The sequence below is a fragment of the Acidocella aluminiidurans genome (assembly GCF_055383125.1).
Genome location: NZ_AP031589.1, coordinates 211981 through 230764, shown reverse-complemented (window position 1 = coordinate 230764; position 18784 = coordinate 211981). Strand labels below are relative to the sequence as shown.

The 18784-nt window shown below is 65.5% G+C and carries 20 protein-coding genes; all 20 read right to left on the bottom strand.

What is annotated here, in order from left to right; genetic code table 11:
• Positions 1–108: 108 nt before the first annotated feature.
• The 20 genes from rseP to ACZ46S_RS01060 all read right to left on the bottom strand — a co-directional run bounded on the left by rseP (position 109) and on the right by ACZ46S_RS01060 (position 18638).
• Entirely contained in the window at positions 109–1191 is a 1083-nt protein-coding gene (gene rseP, locus ACZ46S_RS01155; protein WP_464063017.1) for an RIP metalloprotease RseP, read from the bottom strand.
• A 3-nt stretch (positions 1192–1194) separates the two neighbouring features.
• On the bottom strand, positions 1195–2358 hold the full coding sequence (locus tag ACZ46S_RS01150; RefSeq protein ID WP_464063016.1) for a 1-deoxy-D-xylulose-5-phosphate reductoisomerase: 1164 nt from the start codon (positions 2356–2358) through the stop codon (positions 1195–1197).
• Entirely contained in the window at positions 2349–3161 is an 813-nt protein-coding gene (locus tag ACZ46S_RS01145; RefSeq protein ID WP_464063015.1) for a phosphatidate cytidylyltransferase, read from the bottom strand. The genes ACZ46S_RS01150 and ACZ46S_RS01145 overlap by 10 nt, the downstream gene beginning before the upstream one ends.
• Positions 3145–3855 (bottom strand): polyprenyl diphosphate synthase, encoded by a 711-nt coding sequence (gene uppS / locus ACZ46S_RS01140; RefSeq protein WP_295744980.1) that lies wholly within the window; start codon positions 3853–3855, stop codon positions 3145–3147. The genes ACZ46S_RS01145 and uppS overlap by 17 nt, the downstream gene beginning before the upstream one ends.
• Positions 3855–4418 carry a ribosome recycling factor gene (gene frr, locus ACZ46S_RS01135; RefSeq protein ID WP_295744981.1) on the bottom strand — a complete coding sequence of 188 codons (564 nt, stop codon included), beginning with the start codon at positions 4416–4418 and terminating at the stop codon, positions 3855–3857. Before frr ends, uppS begins: the two co-directional genes overlap by 1 nt.
• 15 nt (positions 4419–4433) lie before the next feature.
• The gene (gene pyrH, locus ACZ46S_RS01130) at positions 4434–5156 is read right to left on the bottom strand and encodes a UMP kinase (protein ID WP_295744982.1); all 723 of its coding nucleotides are present in this window, start codon (positions 5154–5156) and stop codon (positions 4434–4436) included.
• Positions 5157–5261: 105 nt separating this feature from the next.
• A complete protein-coding gene (gene tsf / locus ACZ46S_RS01125; protein WP_464063014.1) occupies positions 5262–6167 on the bottom strand; it encodes a translation elongation factor Ts in 906 nt (301 codons plus the stop codon).
• Positions 6168–6269: 102 nt separating this feature from the next.
• The gene (gene rpsB, locus ACZ46S_RS01120) at positions 6270–7028 is read right to left on the bottom strand and encodes a 30S ribosomal protein S2 (RefSeq protein WP_295746205.1); all 759 of its coding nucleotides are present in this window, start codon (positions 7026–7028) and stop codon (positions 6270–6272) included.
• 492 nt (positions 7029–7520) lie between these two features.
• Complete coding sequence (locus ACZ46S_RS01115) at positions 7521–8204, bottom strand: OmpW/AlkL family protein (RefSeq protein ID WP_464063013.1); 684 nt, start codon at positions 8202–8204, stop codon at positions 7521–7523.
• A 134-nt stretch (positions 8205–8338) separates the two neighbouring features.
• Positions 8339–9694 (bottom strand): Tol-Pal system beta propeller repeat protein TolB, encoded by a 1356-nt coding sequence (tolB, locus tag ACZ46S_RS01110; protein ID WP_295746202.1) that lies wholly within the window; start codon positions 9692–9694, stop codon positions 8339–8341.
• Between the two features lie 8 nt (positions 9695–9702).
• On the bottom strand, positions 9703–10662 hold the full coding sequence (locus ACZ46S_RS01105) for a hypothetical protein (RefSeq protein WP_464063012.1): 960 nt from the start codon (positions 10660–10662) through the stop codon (positions 9703–9705).
• A 21-nt stretch (positions 10663–10683) separates the two neighbouring features.
• Positions 10684–11115: a protein TolR gene (tolR, locus tag ACZ46S_RS01100; RefSeq protein WP_008492568.1), complete on the bottom strand. Its 432-nt coding sequence runs from the start codon at positions 11113–11115 to the stop codon at positions 10684–10686.
• Positions 11116–11832, bottom strand: coding sequence for a protein TolQ (gene tolQ / locus ACZ46S_RS01095; protein ID WP_026440056.1), 717 nt, complete (start codon positions 11830–11832; stop codon positions 11116–11118). It abuts the gene before it with no gap.
• 13 nt (positions 11833–11845) lie between these two features.
• The gene (locus ACZ46S_RS01090; protein WP_008492566.1) at positions 11846–12241 is read right to left on the bottom strand and encodes a YbgC/FadM family acyl-CoA thioesterase; all 396 of its coding nucleotides are present in this window, start codon (positions 12239–12241) and stop codon (positions 11846–11848) included.
• Positions 12242–12334: 93 nt separating this feature from the next.
• Positions 12335–13369: a Holliday junction branch migration DNA helicase RuvB gene (ruvB, locus tag ACZ46S_RS01085; protein ID WP_464063011.1), complete on the bottom strand. Its 1035-nt coding sequence runs from the start codon at positions 13367–13369 to the stop codon at positions 12335–12337.
• A gap of 71 nt (positions 13370–13440) precedes the next feature.
• Positions 13441–13752, bottom strand: a complete 312-nt coding sequence (locus tag ACZ46S_RS01080) for a hypothetical protein (protein WP_464063010.1) — start codon at positions 13750–13752, stop codon at positions 13441–13443.
• Positions 13749–14342, bottom strand: a complete 594-nt coding sequence (gene ruvA, locus ACZ46S_RS01075) for a Holliday junction branch migration protein RuvA (RefSeq protein ID WP_464064312.1) — start codon at positions 14340–14342, stop codon at positions 13749–13751. Before ruvA ends, ACZ46S_RS01080 begins: the two co-directional genes overlap by 4 nt.
• Positions 14339–14854, bottom strand: coding sequence for a crossover junction endodeoxyribonuclease RuvC (gene ruvC / locus ACZ46S_RS01070; protein ID WP_295745223.1), 516 nt, complete (start codon positions 14852–14854; stop codon positions 14339–14341). The genes ruvA and ruvC overlap by 4 nt, the downstream gene beginning before the upstream one ends.
• On the bottom strand, positions 14854–15603 hold the full coding sequence (locus ACZ46S_RS01065; protein WP_295745226.1) for a YebC/PmpR family DNA-binding transcriptional regulator: 750 nt from the start codon (positions 15601–15603) through the stop codon (positions 14854–14856). Before ACZ46S_RS01065 ends, ruvC begins: the two co-directional genes overlap by 1 nt.
• 41 nt (positions 15604–15644) lie before the next feature.
• A complete protein-coding gene (locus ACZ46S_RS01060; RefSeq protein WP_464063009.1) occupies positions 15645–18638 on the bottom strand; it encodes a hybrid sensor histidine kinase/response regulator in 2994 nt (997 codons plus the stop codon).
• Positions 18639–18784: the final 146 nt, after the last annotated feature.

The window sequence follows — 18784 nt, the reverse complement described above, 5'->3', positions numbered from 1 at the left end:
TTTAAACTTTGCCGCCCGCATCCGGAGATGATCCGGCAAAGCTTTGTTTTCACGAGCAGTTTCATGCGTTTCGGGGGCGCCGGGGCGCCGCGCGGAACATATATTGCTCTAAAGTAAATGCGTGAACCAGGCGACCGCGCCGAGCCGGGTCAGATCATTAAATGTGACCAGCAGCACCAGCGAGAGAATGATCGCCACCCCCACTTTCAACCCGGCCTCGCGCGCCTGCTCGGGCACCGGGCGGCGGATCAGCGCTTCCACCGCGTAGAACACCAGATGCCCGCCATCGAGAATCGGAATCGGCACCAGATTGACCAGGCCGAGATTGATCGAGAGCAGCGCCAGCAGGCTGATCACCGGAAGCAGGCCCAAGGCCGCCGCCTGGCCGGAGATCTGCGCGATTCCCAGCGGGCCTGAGAGGTCGCGCAAGCCACGATGATCGACGATCAGCGTCGCCATGCCATGGAACCAGCCGGCGATCTGTGCCCCGGTTTCCCTGAAGGCGGTGGCGATGGCCGGGCCGGGGGCGAGGCGCTTGAGGGTGGATTGGCTGCCGATGACGCCGAGATGGCCGATCTTGTCGCCATTCATGGTGATGTCGCCGACCATGACCGGCAGCATCAGCCGCGCATTGCCGCGCTGGATGGTGAAATCCAGCACGGTATCGGGGTGCATGACCACGATCTGCTGCAGCTGGTTGAAATTATCGATCGGGTTGTCGCCGATCGCCAGCACCCGGTCGCCCGATTGCAGATGCGACTCCGCCGCCGGCGACCCCGCCTGCACATCGCTCAGCACCGGCTGGGTGGTGAGCTGCCCGGCGGTCATGAACATGCCGGCATAGATCACCACCGCCAGCAGCAGATTGGCGAGCGGCCCCGCGGCGACGATGACGGCCTTGGAGGAGAGCGAGGCGGAGGCGAAGGAGCCGGGCTTGGCCGGGCCGCGCGTCTGCTCCTCGCCCCAGCCCTGCATCTTCACATAGCCGCCCAGCGGCAGGGCGGAGACCTGCCAGACCGTGCCGGATTTTTTCGCGGTATATTTCAGCAGCGCCGGGCCGAACCCGACAGAGAAGGTCTCGACGGTGACCCCCTGGCTGCGGGCCGCCAGATAATGCCCCATTTCATGCACGAAAATCAGCACGCCGATTTCGACGATGAAGGCGAGGAGGGTGCGCAGCGTATCAAGCATGGGTCAGGCGGCCTTTGCGGCGGCAAGATTGGTGGCGGCGGCGCGGGCCTGGGCATCGATGGCGAGCACCGCGTCCAGATCCGGCAAGGCCGGGGCGCCGATGGATTGCATCACGCTCTCGACGATGCCGGCAATGTCCAGGAAGCCGATCTTGCGGTCCAGGAAGGCGGCGACGGCGATTTCATTGGCGGCGTTCAGCACGGCGGGCGCACCGCCGCCGGCGGTCAGCGCCTCGCGGGCCAGGCGCAAAGCGGGGAAGCGCTGCTCGTCCGGGGCGTGGAATTCCAGCTTCGCCACCTGCACCAGATCCAGACGCGGGGCTTGCGTCGCCAGGCGCCGCGGCCAGGCCAGGGCGTGGGCGATGGGGATGCGCATATCCGGGCTGCCAAGCTGCGCCAGCACCGAGCCATCGGCATAGCAAACCATGCCATGGATGACCGATTGCGGGTGCACCAGCACCTCGATCCTGTCGGATGCAAGATTGAACAATCTTGCAGCCTCAATCACTTCGAGGCCTTTGTTGAACATCGTCGCGCTATCGATGGTGATCTTCGCGCCCATCGACCAGACCGGGTGGCGCAAAGCCGCCTCGCGCGTCACCGCGCGCATCTCCTCCAGGCTGTGATTGAGGAACGGCCCGCCGGAGGCGGTGAGCACGATCTTGTCGACCGCCTTGGCGTTGCCGTCGGCCATCGCCTGCATGATCGCGTTATGCTCGGAATCGACCGGCAGCAGCGTCGCCCCGGCCGCTTCCACCTCGCGCAGGAACACATCCCCGGCGGAGACCATGGATTCCTTGCAGGCGAAAGCGATCGCCCCGCCCTGGCGCACGGCGGCCAAGGTCGGCTCCAGCCCGATGGTGCCGGTGATCGCGCACATCGTCCAGTCGGCCTTGCGCCCGGCCGCCTCCAGCACCGCCTGGCGGCCGCCGGCGATGGCGAGATGGCTGCCCGAGAGCGCCTCGCGCAGCGCCGGCAGCAGGGTTTCATCGGAGATCACGGTGATTTCCGGGCGGAACCGCCGGGCCTGTTCGGCCAGCAGCGCCACGTTGCGCCCGCCGATCAGCGCGCAGATTTGATAGGCGTCCGGATTTTCCGCGACGAGATCGAGAGTTTGCGTGCCGACACTGCCCGTTGACCCGAGAATGCTCAGCCGCTTCACCCCCATAACCCCACGCCTCCATGCATGCAGACCGCGAGCAAAGCCGCCAGCGGTGCCGCCGTCAAAAATCCATCCAAACGGTCGAACAATCCGCCATGTCCGGGGATCGTCCGGCCGGAATCCTTCACGCCGAGTTTGCGCTTGATCGCGCTTTCCAGCAAATCCCCGGCTTGCGCCACCGCGCTCAGGCCCAGCCCGACGCCAAAGGCCGCCAGCGGTTGGCCCAGCGTGAAGGCCGCGAGCAGCGCCCCGCAAAGCCCGCCGATGACCAGCCCGCCAATCGCACCGCTGATGGTCTTGCCCGGCGAAATACGGGGCGCGAGCTTACGCCCCCCAACCAGCCGCCCGACCAGATAGGCGCCGATATCCGTGCCCCAGATCACCAGCAGCATATAGAACACATCCACCAGCCCGGCCGCAGGGCGGTGGCGCAGCCAGAGCAGCGCGATGCCGCCCAGCCCGGCATAAGGCACGCCAAGGGCGGCAAAGCGGCCGAACACCGGCCAAGAGGCCAGAGCGAGCGCCAGCACCGCCTCGATCCCCGCCAGCGGCCCGAACAGCACGCTCACCCCCCAGACGATCAGCAGCACCGCTGCCAGCGGCCAGGCATGGTCGCGCTTGGCCAGCTTCGCCCATTCATGGCCGAGCCCGCCCATCGCCACGCCGATCAGCAGATCCCAGGCGGTGCCGCCTACCCACATGCAGACCAGCGCCAGCGGCCCCAGCACCAAGGCGGAGGTGGCGCGCAGGGCGAGGTCCGACCAGCGCCCCTTGGCGGCTGGGGGGGAGACGTCAGACAGGGCGGGCACCGAATCGCCGCTCCCTGCCCGCGTAATCCTGCATCGCATTGGCGAAATCCGCCGCGCAGAAATCCGGCCACAGCACCTTGGTGAACCAGATCTCGGCATAGGCCAGCTGCCAGAGCAGGAAATTGCTCACCCGCTGCTCGCCGGAGGTGCGGATGACCAGATCCGGGTCAGGGATGCCATCGGTGTGGAGGAATTGCGCGAAATTCTGCTCGGTCAGCTCGTCTGGCCGCAGCCCGGCTTGCATCGCCCGGCGCGCCGCCTGCACGATCTCGGCACGCCCGCCATAGGAAAGCGCCAGCACCAAGGTCAGGCGCTGATTCTCGGCCGTGCGGCGCTCGGCGGCTTCCAGCTCATGCGCCAGCGTCTCGCCGAAGCGCTCGCGCTCGCCGATCACCTTCAGCCGCACGCCCTCGGCATGCAGCTCGGCCAGCTCGGAGCGCAGATAATGTTTGAGCAGGAAGGTGAGGTCCTGCACCTCGCCGGCCGGGCGCGACCAGTTCTCGGAGGAGAAAGCGAACAAGGTGAGGTAGGGCACGCCATGCGTCACCGCCGCCTCGATCGCCCGGCGCACCGCCTTGGCCCCTTCGCGGTGGCCGGCCACGCGCGGCAGCCCGCGTGCGGCGGCCCAGCGGCCGTTGCCATCCATGATGATGGCAACATGCGTGGGCACTGAATGGGAGGCGGCGTCAGCCATCAGACCTGCCGGATATCCTTTTCCTTCTCCGCGAAACTCTCATCGACGCGCTTGATGTAGCCGTCCGTCAGCTTCTGCACCTGGTCGGCCCAGTCGCGCTCCTCATCTTCGGAGATTTCGGACTTCTTCTGCAAGCCCTTGATCTGCTCCATGCCGTCGCGGCGCACGCCGCGCACCGCGATGCGGGCGGCCTCGGCATATTTATTGGCGGCTTTCACCAGCTCGATGCGCCGCTCCTCGGTCAGCACCGGCAGCGGCACGCGGATGATCTGGCCATCCGGCTGCGGGTTCAGCCCCAGCCCGCAATCGCGAATCGCGGCGACAGTGGCGTTCACCATCGAGCGGTCCCACACCTGCACGGTGAGCATGCGCGCTTCCGGCACCGCCACGGTCGCCACCTGGTTCAGCGGCATCAGCGAGCCATAGGCTTCCACCTTCACCGGCTCCAGCAAGGCCGGGCTGGCGCGGCCGGCGCGCAGGCCGGAGAATTCGCGCTTCAGCGCTTCCAGCGCGCCGTCCATGCGGCGAATGAGGTCGGTTTTGATCGCTTCAATATCGGCCATTTTTAAAGAACCTTCTTAGCTCTCGATGATCCGGGTGAAGGGGCCCTCGCCCCGCATGACGGCGGCGAAAGCGCCGGGCGCATGGATGTTGAAGACCAGGATGGGCAGCTTGTTCTCGCGGGAGAGCGAGATCGCGGCGGCATCCATCACGTTGAGGTCGCGGGCCAGCACATCCAGATAGGTCAGTTCCTCGTAACGCTTGGCGTCGCTCACCTTGCGCGGATCGGCGGAATAGACGCCGTCCACCTGGGTGCCCTTGAGCATCGCGTCGCACTTCATCTCGGTGGCGCGCAGGGCGGCGGCGGTGTCTGTGGTGAAGAACGGGTTGCCGGTGCCGGCGGCGAAAATCACCACCCTGCCCTTTTCCATATGGCGCTCGGCGCGGCGGCGGATATAGGGCTCGCAGACCGACTCCATGGAAATCGCGCTCTGCACGCGCGTCGGCACGCCGGCCTTCTCCAGCGCGGATTGCATGCCCAGCGCGTTCATCACCGTGGCCAGCATGCCCATGTAATCGGCCTGGGCGCGGTCCATGCCGGCGGCGGCACCGGCGATGCCGCGGAAGATATTGCCGCCGCCGATCACCAGGCAGACCTCGATGCCCATATTGACGACATCGCGCACATCGGCGGCGATGGTCTTCACCGTCTCGGTGTCCAGCCCGTATTCGCGCTTGCCCATCAGGGCTTCGCCGGAGACTTTCAACAGAACACGTTTATAGCGTGGAGCTTCGCTCATGGGACGGCCTTTGAAATAGGGGCGGTAAAACAGGGCGGTAGAGAAAGGGCGGTGCCGGGCTTGAAGGCCCGGACCGCCCCAGGGGTAGCGCAAACGGAAGGAGGATTAAACCCCGGCGGCAGCCGCCACTTCCGCCGCGAAATCCGTGACTTCCTTCTCGATGCCTTCGCCAAGGGTGAAGCGCACGAAGCGGGTGATCTCGGAACCGGCCTTCTTGACCACGTCCTTCACCTTGCTCTCGCCGTCATGCACCCAGACCTGCTCGAGCAGCACCACGTCGCCGTAATATTTCTGCACCTGGCCCTGCACCATCTTCTCGATGATCGCATCCGGCTTGCCGGAGGCCTTGGCCTTCTCGATCAGCACGTTCTTCTCGCGCTCCAGCGCGGCCGGGTCGACCTCGGCGATGGTCAGCGCGTCCGGACGGGTCGCGGCGACATGCATGCCGATCTGGCGGCCCAGCGTCTCCAGCGCCTCATTGGCGTTGCCGGAGAGGCCGACAATGACGCCGATCTTGCCCAGGCCCGGCTTCAGCGCGCCATGGATATAGGCGGCGGCGGTGCCGCCCGGCACCTCGATGACGGCGACGCGGCGCACATTCATGTTCTCGCCGATGGTGGCGACCATGTGCACGGTCTCTTCCGCGACGCTGCGGCCGGTGCCGGGATACGCAGCGGCCTTCAGGGCCTCCACGTCCTCGCCGGTGGTCAGCGCGACCTTGGCGACGGTCTCGACGAAGTCCTGGAAGGCTTCGTTGCGGGCGACGAAGTCGGTCTCGGCATTGATCTCGACCATGGCGACCTTGCCAGCACCCAGGGCAACGCCCACCAGACCTTCGGCGGCGACGCGGCCGGACTTCTTGGCGGCGGCGGAGAGGCCCTTCTTGCGCAGCCAGTCGATCGCGGCTTCCTTGTCGCCGTTCGTCTCAACCAGCGCCTTCTTGCAATCCATCATGCCTGCGCCGGTGGTCTCGCGCAGGTCTTTCACCAGGGCAGCGGTAATTTCGGCCATGTGTTCGCTCCTCAATGATGTGTTTGCGCGGCGCCCCCTGCCGGGAGACACCGCGCCGATCCTTCAAAGCCCGCCCGGCCTCGCGGCAAGGCGGGGTAAAAATCAGGCCTGCGCCTGGGCTTCGTCCAGCACCGGCGCTTCGGCCGCGCCCAGATCGACGCCGGAGGCGCCCAGCTCGGCGGAGATGCCGTCCAGCACCGCGCCGGCGACCAGGTCGCAATACAGGGTGATGGCGCGAATCGCGTCGTCATTACCCGGGATCGGGAAGGTCACGCCCTCGGGGGAGGAGTTGGAGTCGAGAATGGCGACAACCGGGATGCCCAGCTTGTTGGCTTCCTCGATGGCCAGCTTCTCCTTGTTGGTGTCGATCACGAACAGGATGTCCGGCAGGCCGCCCATGTCCTTGATGCCGCCCAGGGCGCGCTCGAGCTTCTCGCGATCGCGGGTGAAGTTCAGGATTTCCTTCTTGGAGTAACCCTGGGTCTCGCCGGAGAGCATCTCGTCCATCTGGCGCAGGCGCTTGATGGAGCCGGTGATGGTCTTCCAGTTGGTGAGCATGCCGCCCAGCCAGCGATGGTTGACGTAATACTGACCGCAGCGCTGCGCGGCCTCGGCCACGTGCTCGGCGGCGGCGCGCTTGGTGCCCACGAACAGCACGCGGCCACCGGCGGCGGTGACATCGCGAATCGCCTTCAGGGCGCGCTCGGCCAGGGGAACGGTCTGCTGCAGGTCGATGATGTGGACCTGGTTGCGCACGCCGAACAGGAACGGCGCCATGCGCGGGTTCCAGCGGCGGGTGTTGTGGCCGAAATGCACACCGGCTTCGAGCAGCTGGCGCAGGGAAACGTCGGGGAGTGCCATTGGCAACCTCTTTCCTAAAACTAATCCGGTTTATCCTCCGCGGGGGAAGCATCCGGCTCCATGAGGGAGCGAACACCGGACCTTGAGGCTTGCGCCAGGAAAGGCCCCCGCGTGTGAATTTGCCCACACCATGCGGGCGCGCGCCCTATGGCGCATTTTTACGGGGAATTCAACCCGGAGCGGTGGCACCCCAGGCAGACCGCCAAATAAGACGCGGGGGGCTTTTTGAAAACAGCCCCCCGCATCCCCCGAAAGCTCTTGGGAATTGGAGCCTGATCGGTTCAGATTGAATCGCGAAGCGATCAAGCTGAAGCGTGAATCAGCCTCTCAATCAAAGCGTTAGAGCGCGTTCAGGGTGACGCAACCGCGTCGACCTGAACCAATCGCGCTTTAGAGTATCAAGCTTTTAGCTTGATGCTCTAAATTTTGTTTTAGCGAGTAATTTCATGTGTTTATTTTGACGATGGCGCGTCAACCTAAACACATATTGCTCTAGAATTTGTAGCCGACGCCGAAGCCGACCACCGTGGGGTCCAGACCGGTCTGGGCGTGCACGGCGCCATGCAGCAGCCGCGCCGAGGTCGGCAGGATCATCTGCTTCACATCCACATTGATGCTCCAATTGCCCTGCACCGGCACATCGAACCCGGCATCGAAAGCGGGGCCAACGGCTGTGCGCAGGCCGAGCTTGTCAGAGGTGCCGAGCAGCTGCGCGGACGGGCTGGTGCCGTAGAAGAAGGCGACGGTGATGCCAACGCCGACATAAGGGCGCACCACGCCGATCTGCGGGAAGTGCCATTGCGCCGTCAGCGTCGGCGGCAGCACCCAGGTGGAGCCCAGCGTGCCGCCGGCCCCCAGCGCCCCGCCCTTGGCGGTGATGGTGTGGCGCGAGGTCGCCGCGATCAGCTGCACCGAGAGATTCGGGGTGAAGAAATAGGACGCATCGAGCTCCGGCGACACCCCGGTGGTGATGCCGAGCTTCGCGCCGGGCATGCCGGTGATGTGGCTGTCGATATTCTCCGGAATGACGCCGATCAGGCTGAGATGGGTCATGATATCGCCGGCCTTGTAGCCGGTGGGGCCGGAGAGCAGGCTGTAGCCCTGCGCCATCGCCGGGGTGGCGGCCGCGCCGGCCAGGAGAGCAGCGGCGGTGGCCGCGCGGAACATGTTTTTCATTGCAGGAAGCTCCGATTGACTTGACGCTCATCGGATAGCCCCCGCCTTGCCGCCGGACTTTGATCTGAAACAAAAAATCCCGGCGGAGCCGGGATTTAAAGAGCTGTTGCCGCAATGCAACAGGCGGGTATGGATCAGGCCAGCAACGGGCCCCAGGACGGGTCGGAGGCGTAGGTCGGGGTGTTGACCACGCGCTCATTGAAGCCATCGACGCCGATGGTCACCAGGTTGGAGCTGTGGCCCGAACCGGTGGGGGATTGGCGGCAGAACATGATCACCCGGCCATTCGGGCAGAAGGTGGGGCTTTCCACCAGGAAGCCCTGGGAGATGATACGCTCGCCGGTGCCATCCGGCGCCATCACGCCGATGGAGAAGCCGCCCGAACCCCAGAAGGTATAAGCGATCAGATCTCCGCGCGGCGACCAGACCGGCTCGGCATACTGGCCAGGGCCGAAGGAGATGCGCTTCACCCCCGACCCATCGGCATTCATCACGAAGAGCTGCTGATTGCCGTCGCGGTCCGAGTTGAAGACGATCTGCGAGCCATCCGGCGAATAGCACGGCGTCACGTTGATCGAGCTGCTGTCCGTCAGCTCGGTGGCGCCGCCGCCGCTCAGGCTGGTTTTCACGATGGCGGCACCGCCATTGCGCGAAACCGACATCAGCAGCGAATTGCCATCCGGCGAGAAGCGCGGGCCGATGGTCATTTCGCCGAAGCCGCCGACCAGCTGGGTGGCGCCGGTCTGCAGGTTGAACATATAGACCCGCGGATTGGCGCCGCCGCGATAGCTGACGAAGGCCAGCTGCTGGCGCGCCGGGTTATATTGCGGGGAGAGCGCCATATTGGCGCCGTCGGTCAGGAACTGCACGTTGGCGCCGTCATAATCCATCACCGCCAGGCGCCGGACCGGGCTGGTGGTGGTGCCGGAGACCGAGATGAAGGCGACCCGGCTGTCGAAATAGCCCTTCTCGCCGATCATCTGCTGATAGACGGTATCGGCGATGATATGGGCGATGCGCCGCCAGTTATCCTGGGTGGTGGTGTAGGCCGTGCCCTGCACCTGCGCCTGTTGCTGCACGTTCCAGAGGCGGAATTCCACCCGCAGCTGGCCGCCGCCGGCATCCTGCACATCGCCGGTGATCAGCCCCTGGGCGCCGAGCAGCGACCAGTTCTGCCAGACCGGGGTGCCGTTATTCACTGAGTTGGGCACGAAGCTGGATGGATCGATGGCGCGGAACAGCCCGGAATGGGCGAGATCGTCCGAGATCACCTGGGTGATCTGCGCCGCCACGCCCGAGGCGCCGAAGGGCGAGACGGCGATGGGAATCGGCGCGTTCTGCGCGCCGCTGACATTGATGGCTGGGCCGTTATTGGCGGTGCCGCCCGGGGCGGTCTGCGCGAAGGCGGCCGGGGCCAGGAGGCTCGCGGCGCCGGCCGTGCCGAGCAGACGGCGGCGGGAGAAGGGCGGCAGCAGAAGACGCGTCATCATCGTACCTCTCAGGGCGTGAAGTTGAACAGGAAGGTGTTGACCTTGCCCAGCATATTGGAAGGCAGCGGCAACGTTGCACATTGATAATTCTCCACCGCGGCGACGGCGCGCTGCGCGTAGGCGGCGTAGATCGGATCGCCCATATTGCCTTGCGAGGCGGGCGCAACGACGGCCTGGCGCACGGTGCCGGAGGCATCGGTGGTCACCAGCAGCTGCACGGAGAAATTCTGCACCCCCGGGGCCCCGGCATCGATGCCCCAGCACGGGCGCACATGCGCGCCGATGGCGTTGCGGTCAGCCTCCGAGAGCCCGGAATTGGCGGTGCTGTTCGGGCTGCCGCCACCATGCGGGGCACCGCCCTGGTCCGGGTTATATTGCGCCGTCGGCGGCTTATCCTGCTTCTGGTTCACCCGCAGCTTGGAGAGCGTGTTCAGCACATCCTTGCTCAGCGGCAGCGGATTTTTGACATCATGCTGCTGATGCGTGGCCGATTGCACGGCGGCCGGCGGCTTCACCTCCTTGGTCGGCTTCACCGGCTGCTTCACCGGCGGCGTCGGCTTCTGCGGCGGCGGCGGCTGCTTTACCGGCGGCGGCGGGGGCGGCGCGGGTGTCGGCGTCTCCACCGGGGGTGGCGGCGGAGGCGGCGGCGCAGGCGGGGTCGGCGCCGGGGGTTGCGGCGGGGCCGGCGGCGGTGGCGGGGGTGGCGGTGGCGGCGGCGCCACTGGCTGCGGCTTGGGCTGGGTTGGGTTCACCGGGCCCTTATGCACCACCGGCTGGTCCGAGGGGGCGGCCACGGTGCCCTTGTTCTGCGCCGTCTGCGGCTGGGTCGGGCCGACCAGATCCACATCCACGCTCTCATCCGCCGACGTGTTCAGCGGCTGCATGGGCAGCGTCACGATCGCGGCGATGATGATCGCCACGTGGATGACGCCAGAAACAATCGCGCTACGGCGCAGATCGCGATCCACTTGTTGCTCCCCTGCCCGGCTTTACTGACCGGGCTGCTGGGCCAGCAGCGAGACCTTGGTGAACCCGCCCTGCACGATATCGGCCATCACCTGCAGCATGGTGCCGTAATCGACCTGCTTGTCGCCACGGATGAAAATGCGCTGATCGGCATTGTTCTTCGAGGCTTCCTGCAGCGTGCTGACCAGATTGTTCAGCGGGATCTCGCTATTGTTCAGATACACCTTGCCCTTATCGTCCACCGTGACGGTGATCGGCTTGGAATCGGCATTGGCCGGCTTGGCGTTGGCCTGCGGCAGGTTCACCTGCACCGAGGAGGTGATCATCGGCGCGGTGACCATGAAGATGATCAGCAGCACCAGCATCACGTCCACCAGCGGGGTGACGTTGATTTCCGCCATCGGCCGGTAGCGGCGCTTACCGCCTCCCGGCCCGCCGATGAGCCCGCCTGCCATTTACTTATGCTCCTCGGTCTGGCGGGAGAGGATGGCGGAGAATTCCGTGCCGAACCCTTCCAGCCGCCCGGCGAAGCGGGAGAGATCGTTGGAGAGCTTGTTATAGGCCAGCACCGCCGGAATCGCGGCAACGAGGCCGATGGCGGTGGCGAACAGCGCCTCGGCGATGCCCGGCGCGACCACCGCGAGATCAGTATTATGCATCGCGGCGATGGCGGAGAAGGCATGCATGATGCCCCAGACCGTGCCGAACAGACCGACGAACGGCGCCACTGAGCCGACCGAGGCCAGGAAGATCATGAACCGCTCCAGCCGCTCCATCTCGCGCATGATGGTGACGTTCATCGCGCGGTCCACGCGCTCTTTCACCGCGGTGCGGCCGATATCGGTGCCGGCGATGCGCGCGGTGCGCTTCCACTCGCTCATCGCCGCGCCGAACACGGCGGCCATCGGGTTGGTGGGGTCGGCGCCCTCGCGGTCGAACAGCTCATCCAGGCTGCCGCCGGACCAGAAATTATCCTCGAACGCATTGGCCTCGCGGTTGACGCGGCGCAGCGTCATCACCTTCTCGATGATGATCGTCCATACCCAGATGCTGGCGAGCAACAGGATGATCATCACCAGCTTCACCACCGCATCCGCGTGCAGGAACAGACCCAGCAGCGAGAGATTTGCCTGCGGCGCGGCCATCGCCGCCTGAGACACCGTTTGGTCCACTATCTTTCCCCGTTCAAAATTTCAGACGCGCGGCCCAATCGCGCGGAATCCGCGTCGCCCGGCCATCGGATACACGTGCGCAACCCAGGCCGAGCTCAAGCACGGCCAGCGAGTCGCTGTCTCGCAGGAATTTCTGGCGTAATGTAACGCTGGCCCCGCGCATCTCAGTGAATTCGGTCTCCACGCTCACCAGCTCATCAATCCTTGCGGGGCGCTGATAGAGCAGATTGACGCGATGCACCACAAACATGACCCCGTATTGCGCGACCATTTCGGCATGCGGCGCGCCCATCTCGCGCAGCGCCTCGGTGCGGGCGCGCTCGGCGATGGCGAGATAGTTCCCATGGTAAACAATGCCCCCGGCATCCGTGTCCTGGTAGTAGATGCGCGTGGTGTAACGATAGATCAATATCCTGCTCCAAGCCCATGATTAAAGCTGAAAAAGGTTTTAATGTGGCGGTGCGGCGCCATGATCTCGGCCGGCGCAATTTCCGGTTGCGGATTACTCGTCCAGCAAATCCAGAAGATCCGGCCCGGTGCGGGGCGGATTAAGCCCCAGATGCTTCCAGCCCGGCTCGCCCAGCATCCGCCCGCGCGAGGTGCGCAGCAGCAAACCCTCTTGAATCAGATAGGGTTCCACCACGTCCTCCAGCGTGTCGCGCGCTTCCGCGAGAGCGGCGGCGAGGGTTTCCACCCCCACCGGGCCGCCATTATGATGCTCGGCCAGACGCTTCAGATAGCGCATATCCATCGCGTCCAGACCGATCTGGTCGACATCCAGACGGGTCAAAGCGGCATCCGCGAGCTGTTGTGAAATTTCCGCAACATTCGCCGCCGTGGCGAAATCCCGCACCCGGCGGGTCAGCCGGCCGGCGATGCGCGGGGTGCCGCGCGAGCGCCGGGCGATCTCATAGGCGCCCTCGTAGGAGAGGTTCATCCCCAGCTTCTGCGCCAGGCGGATGACGATGCCGGTCAGCTCATCCGGCGTATAGAAGACCAGCCGCAGCGGTATGCCAAAGCGGTCGCGCAACGGGGTGGCGAGCAACCCGGCGCGGGTGGTGGCCCCCACCAGCGTGAAAGGCGGCAGATCGATGCGCACCGTGCGCGCCCCCGGGCCTTCGCCGATGATCAGATCGAGCTGAAAATCCTCCATCGCCGGATAGAGAATCTCCTCGATCGCCGGCTGCAGCCGGTGGATCTCATCGATGAACAGCACGTCCTTGGGCTGCAGATTGGTGAGAATGGCCGCGAGATCCCCGGATTTCTGGATCACCGGGCCGGAGGTCGCCTTGAACCCCACCCCCATCTCATGCGCGACGATCTGCGCCAGCGTGGTCTTGCCCAGCCCCGGCGGTCCGTGCAGCAGCACATGGTCCAGCGCCTCGCCGCGGGATTTCGCGGCGGCGACGAAGATTTTCAGATTCTCCCGGCTGGCCGCCTGGCCTGTGAAATCTTCCAGGCTCTGCGGACGCAGCGAGGCTTCGCCGGTATCGTCAGGCAGGCGTTCGCCGGAGGTGATGCGATCGTCAGTATTCATCTATGGGCATCCAGCTCGCCGATTGCGTTACCAAGCGTGCATACCCCGCACAACGTGAAAGCCCCAAATACTCAAACAACACCGAGAAACGTCACCGTCCCCCAAGCCAGTGCGACCAACACCCAAACCTGAAGCCTCCTCCAGCCTTGGCGACGAATCGACCTTAAAATCGATACCAACCACATCGAATTGAAAATTGTAAAAAAGGCCAACACCGGGAGCGCGATGACGAGGAACGCCAGCCCGGCGTCTGGCGCGACCGCCGCCCCTGCAGGAGCCTTAGGAATGCCTAAGAGCACACGAAGAAAAAGATAAGTCGGAATGCCAAAGAGATTGAAACGTAAGCCCGCCCCTAAAAAAGAGGACGTGCCATCCGCTTTCACTTAGCCAACGCCTTCAACCCTGCACGGATGAGTATGTCTAAACTCGCCTCTTCGCCATGGGCTTCTATAGCTTTAGCCAAGGCCGCTTCGGCTTCGAGGCGTTTATAGCCTAGGTTCGTGAGTGCTGAGAGGGCATCGCCTGCTGCGCCCTTGGTGGCTGCAACCGGCAAGGCGGCCGCCCCACCACCCGGCATCGCCCCCGCCTTGCTCTGCAATTCGGTGAGAATGCGGATCGCCAGTTTCGGCCCCACACCCGGCGCGCGGGTGAGCGCGCCCTTATCTTGCCCGGCAATCGCGCCGATCAGCTGGTCCGGCGACAGGGCGGAGAGAATGCCCAACGCCACCTTCGCCCCAACCCCCTGCACCGTGGTCAGCAGCCGGAACCATTCCCGCTCGGCCGAGGTGTAAAACCCGTAGAGCGTGATCGCGTCCTCACGCACCTGCATCTCGATCAGCAGCGTCGTCAGCCCCTCCGGCAACGCCCCCAGCGTGCGCGAGGAGCAGAACACCAGATAGCCGACGCCATTCACATCGATGACGCAGCGCCCGTCCTCCACCGAATCGACGATGCCGCGCAGCCGGGCGATCATGACACGCTCTTCCACACATTCGAGGTGGAGCGCCGATGCGCGTGGCAGATCGCCACCGCCAGCGCATCCGCCGCATCGGCGCGTTTCTGGGTGGACCCGGGCAGCAAGCGCTTCACCATCAGCCCCACCTGCTCCTTCTCCGCATTGCCGGTGCCGACCACGGACATCTTCACTGTCTTGGCGCCATATTCAAACACCGGAATCCCCGCCCGCGCCGGGGCCAGCAGCGCCACGCCGCGCGCATAGCCCAGCTTGAGCGTCGCGGTGGCGTTGCGGTTGACATAGGTTTCCTCAACCGCCGCCTCATCCGGCGCAAAGCGCGCCAGCAGATCGGCCAGCTTCGCGTCCAGATCCTTCAGCCGCAGCGGCACATCCTCGCCGCCATCGGTGGCGATGACGCCGTCCGCCACATGCACCAGCCGGTTGCCCTGCGCCTCCAGCACGCCCCAGCCCGTGAAGCGCAGGCCGGGGTCGATGCCCAAAATACGAACACTGCCGGGGCCGTGCGGCATTACGCCGAGAGCTTCGCCAGAACCTCGTCCGGCAGCTCGTAATTGGCGTAAACATTCTGCACGTCGTCATCATCTTCCAACGTGTCGATCAGCTTGAGCACGCCGGTGGCTTTTTCCTCGTCCAGCATCACCGTCATGTTCGGCTGCCATTCGATGCCGGCCTCCGCCGGATCGCCAAAGGTCTGGGCCAGCGCATCGCGGACCGCGAAGAAATTCTCCACCGCCGCCTGCACCTCGTGCCCGTCCTCGTCCGAGACCACATCATCCGCCCCGGCTTCGATCGCGGCTTCCAGCATCGCGTCCGCGCTGGCGGCCGAGGCCGGATAGCGGATCGCCGCCAGGCGGTTGAACATGAAGGAGACGGAATTGGTCTCCCCCAGAGCCCCGCCGGACTTGTTGAAGGCCGCGCGCACCACGGAGGCGGTGCGGTTGCGGTTATCGGTCAGCGCCTCGATGATGATCGCCACACCCGACGGGCCATAGCCCTCATAGCGCACCGCCTCGTAATTCTCGGTCCCACCGGCGCCGGAGGCTTTCTTGATCGCGCGGTCGATCGCATCGCGGGTCATGTTCTGCTTCAACGCCGCGGCGATGCCCGCACGCAGGCGGGGATTGGCGGCGGGGTCGGGCAGCCCCTCCTTCGCCGCCACGGTGATCTCGCGGATCAGCTTGGCATAAATCCGGGCCCGCTTGGCGTCCTGCGCGCCCTTGCGGTGCATGATGTTCTTTGCATGTGAATGTCCAGCCATGGGCGGGCTTTAGCATCCGCCGCGTCACGCCGGAAGCGCTGTTAAGCGCTGTTTCCAAGCATCCCGCGCAGCCGGGCCGCCAAAGCGTCCATGGTGAAGGGTTTGGCCATGATCTCCATGCCCGGCGCCAGCCCGCCCTCCTGAATCACTGCTTTCTCGGCATAGCCGGTCATGAACAGCACCTTCAGATTGGGGCGCAGCAGCCGTCCGGCCTCGGCGATCTGCCGGCCATTGAGCCCCGGCAGGCCGATATCGGTGATCAGCAGATCGATCGCCCGGCGCGATTGCAGCATTTCGAGCCCCTGCGGCCCATCCTGGGCCTGCAGCGCGGCATAGCCGAGCGTGCCCAACACCTCGACGATCAAGGCGCGCACCATCGCATCATCCTCGACCACCAGCACGCTCTCGCCGGTCGCCTCGTAGGCGATCTGCGCCGGCGCGACCTGCGCGGTCGGGGCGTCACATTCCAGGCAGCGCGGCAGATAGAGCCGGACAATGGTGCCGGCACCGGGCTCGGACTCGATTCGCAGAAAGCCGCCTGATTGCCGGGCGAAGCCGTAAATCATCGACAGGCCGAGCCCGGTGCCCTGCCCCAACGGCTTGGTGGTGAAAAACGGCTCGAAAGCCCGCGCCACGGTGGCGGCATCCATGCCGAGCCCGCTATCGGCGACGCTGATGCAGACATAGGCGCCGGATGCGATATCGCCCGGCCGGGCCACACCTGGCGCATCCAGCTCGATATTCTTCGTGGCGATGACCAGCCGTCCGCCATCCGGCATCGCATCGCGCGCATTGATGGTCAGGTTCAGCAGGGCGTTTTCAAGCTGGTTGGGATCGCACAAGGTCGTCCACAACCCATCCTGCAATTCGAGACGCAGCTCCACCGCCTCGCCCAAGGTCCGGCGCAGCAGCATCTCCATCGAGCCGATCAGCGGGTTCGCCGATACTGGCTTGGGGTCGAGCGGCTGCCGGCGCGAGAAGGCCAGCAAGCGATGGGTGAGTGCCGCCGCCCGGTCCGCGGCGGCCATGGCCAGTTCGATGAAACGTTCCAGCCCCTCATGCTGGCCGCGTTGCAGCCGCTTGCCCACCACCTCCAGGCTGCCGCTGATGCCTTGCAGCAGATTATTGAAATCATGCGCGATGCCGCCGGTCAGCTGGCCGACCGCTTCCATCTTCTGGGATTGGCGCAGCAATTCCTCCGCCTCGCGCTGGGCGCTGACATCGCGCCCGACGACATAGACAGCGCCATCCAACGGGTCCGCCGACCAGGAAACCAGCACGGCGCGCCCCGCCTGGTCGAGAATCCGCCATTCCGCATCGCGCACCGGCCGGCCGGCGCGTAGCGCCTGCAAAGCGCGCGCGGCGGCGGGTCGGTCGGCATTTGGTACCAGCTCCAGCAACGGTGCCGCCAGTAACCGCGCCTCCTCATAGCCGAGCAACCGCCGCCAGGACGGGTTGACCGAACGCAGCCTGCCATTCGGCGTCATCGTCGCCAGCAGATCATTAGCTGAGACCCAGATCTGTTCGCGCTCGGCACTCGCCGCCGCCGCCGCCGCCGCCGCCTCATGCTCGGCCGTCACGTCCCGTCCGAACCCGTAATGCAGCCCGCCTTCGGCGACATGGGTCCAGACCACCTCCCGCCGCCCGCCATCCCTGGCCCGCATGCCCACCCTGATCTCACCGCCGCGCCGCGCCGCGCCCGGTTCATAGAGATGCCGGCGTAGCCGTTCCCAATCCTCCGGCATCACCAGCTCCTGCAGCATCCGCCCGCGGCTCTGCGCCTCGTCCCAGCCCAGAACCTTGCTCCAGGCAGGGTTGACGGTGACGATGATGCCCTCCTCCCCGGTGATGAATTTCATCACCGGAGACAGCTCCCAGGTCTGCTCCAGCATACGCAGGGCGGCGCGCTGGTCGGTGATGTCACGCCCGACCGCATGGTTCAGCGCGCCATCCGGCACCACCTCCCAATCGACCACGCGGTAATGCCCAACCTTCATCAGGCAGCGACACTCGAAGCCCTGGATGGTCTCCCCCTGGGCCAGTCGCTCAAAGACCTGGCGAGCCGACACGTAATCCTGGGGATGGATACAGGCGCGCAGCCTGCGCCCGCTTAGCTCCTGCTCGCGCCAGCCCAGCCCACGCTCGATCGCCGGATTGCTGTGCAGGATGACGCCGTGGGAATCGAAAGTGAGCATATAGACGCGGCTGAGCGTCCAGATCCGGTTGCGGGCCTCGCTGGCTTCGGCCTCGGCCAGCTTGCGGGCATGGATGTTCACATTGCTGCCAACCCAGCCTTCGACCTCGTCGCCGGCGCCGCGAATCGGGGTGGCATGGATCAGGTGCCAGAAATAGCTGCCTTCGGGCGTCCGCAACCTGGCTTCGGCCTGATACGGGATGCCGGCCGCCACCGCCTCGGCCCAGCGCCGGGCGATGGCGCTGCGATCATCCTCATGCAGCAAACCGGGCCAGCCCTCGCCGCCATCAGCGGCCAAAGCGGCCTTCAGCCGGTCATTCATCCAATCCATCCGCCCATCCGGACGCGCGCTCCAGACCTGGCCCGGCATCGCCTCGGCAAGGCGCCGCAGGGCCGGCAGCTGTGTCGCGGCGGATGGCAGGGTGTTCACATCCTCTGTCCCCAGCTTGAGGACGACCAGCACCGCCAGCACTTTCCCGGCATCCCCCATCAAGGGCAGGCAGGTCGCGCTCAGCCGCCCCTGGCCGGGGACGCTGCCAAGATCGACCGTCATGGGCTGCAATCCCGCCCCCTGCTCCGCGAGTTGACCGAGGCTGACAATATCCGCCAGTTCCGGCCAGACGGCACGCGCGCTCCAGCCCAGCATCGACGCCCCGCGCGCGGCCATCAAGGGAATGCAGGGATCGTTATACAGCACCACCCCCTCGGGCCCGGCGAGAATCGCCAGCGGCTGTGGCACCCGCAGGCAGGTGGCGACATGCCCCTTGAACGCGGCCGACCAGCCTTCGGCCGGGCCGAGACTCGTGCGCGCCCAATCGAATCCGCCGATCAATTCGCCCATTGCGCCGCCATGAGCGAGAAACCCAAGGCAATCCCCGTCGCGTCCGGCGAGGTCAGCTGGCTGATGTGAAGAAATCATCACCATTCCGACGACTATTCCATGCCTACCCGATGATCGCAAAACCTCAATTTTCTGACATTTTCCCT

Coding starts and splice junctions, on each gene's coding strand:
- rseP (WP_464063017.1), bottom strand. CDS start 1,191: ATGCTTGATACGCTGCGCACCCTCCTCGCCTTCATCGTCGAAATCGGC.
- ACZ46S_RS01150 (WP_464063016.1), bottom strand. CDS start 2,358: ATGGGGGTGAAGCGGCTGAGCATTCTCGGGTCAACGGGCAGTGTCGGC.
- uppS (WP_295744980.1), bottom strand. CDS start 3,855: ATGGCTGACGCCGCCTCCCATTCAGTGCCCACGCATGTTGCCATCATC.
- frr (WP_295744981.1), bottom strand. CDS start 4,418: ATGGCCGATATTGAAGCGATCAAAACCGACCTCATTCGCCGCATGGAC.
- pyrH (WP_295744982.1), bottom strand. CDS start 5,156: ATGAGCGAAGCTCCACGCTATAAACGTGTTCTGTTGAAAGTCTCCGGC.
- tsf (WP_464063014.1), bottom strand. CDS start 6,167: ATGGCCGAAATTACCGCTGCCCTGGTGAAAGACCTGCGCGAGACCACC.
- rpsB (WP_295746205.1), bottom strand. CDS start 7,028: ATGGCACTCCCCGACGTTTCCCTGCGCCAGCTGCTCGAAGCCGGTGTG.
- ACZ46S_RS01115 (WP_464063013.1), bottom strand. CDS start 8,204: ATGAAAAACATGTTCCGCGCGGCCACCGCCGCTGCTCTCCTGGCCGGC.
- tolB (WP_295746202.1), bottom strand. CDS start 9,694: ATGATGACGCGTCTTCTGCTGCCGCCCTTCTCCCGCCGCCGTCTGCTC.
- tolR (WP_008492568.1), bottom strand. CDS start 11,115: ATGGCAGGCGGGCTCATCGGCGGGCCGGGAGGCGGTAAGCGCCGCTAC.
- ruvB (WP_464063011.1), bottom strand. CDS start 13,369: ATGAATACTGACGATCGCATCACCTCCGGCGAACGCCTGCCTGACGAT.
- ruvA (WP_464064312.1), bottom strand. CDS start 14,342: ATGATCGCCCGGCTGCGCGGCATCGTCGATTCGGTGGAGGACGGGCGC.
- ruvC (WP_295745223.1), bottom strand. CDS start 14,854: ATGCCGCACGGCCCCGGCAGTGTTCGTATTTTGGGCATCGACCCCGGC.
- ACZ46S_RS01065 (WP_295745226.1), bottom strand. CDS start 15,603: ATGGCTGGACATTCACATGCAAAGAACATCATGCACCGCAAGGGCGCG.
- ACZ46S_RS01060 (WP_464063009.1), bottom strand. CDS start 18,638: ATGGGCGAATTGATCGGCGGATTCGATTGGGCGCGCACGAGTCTCGGC.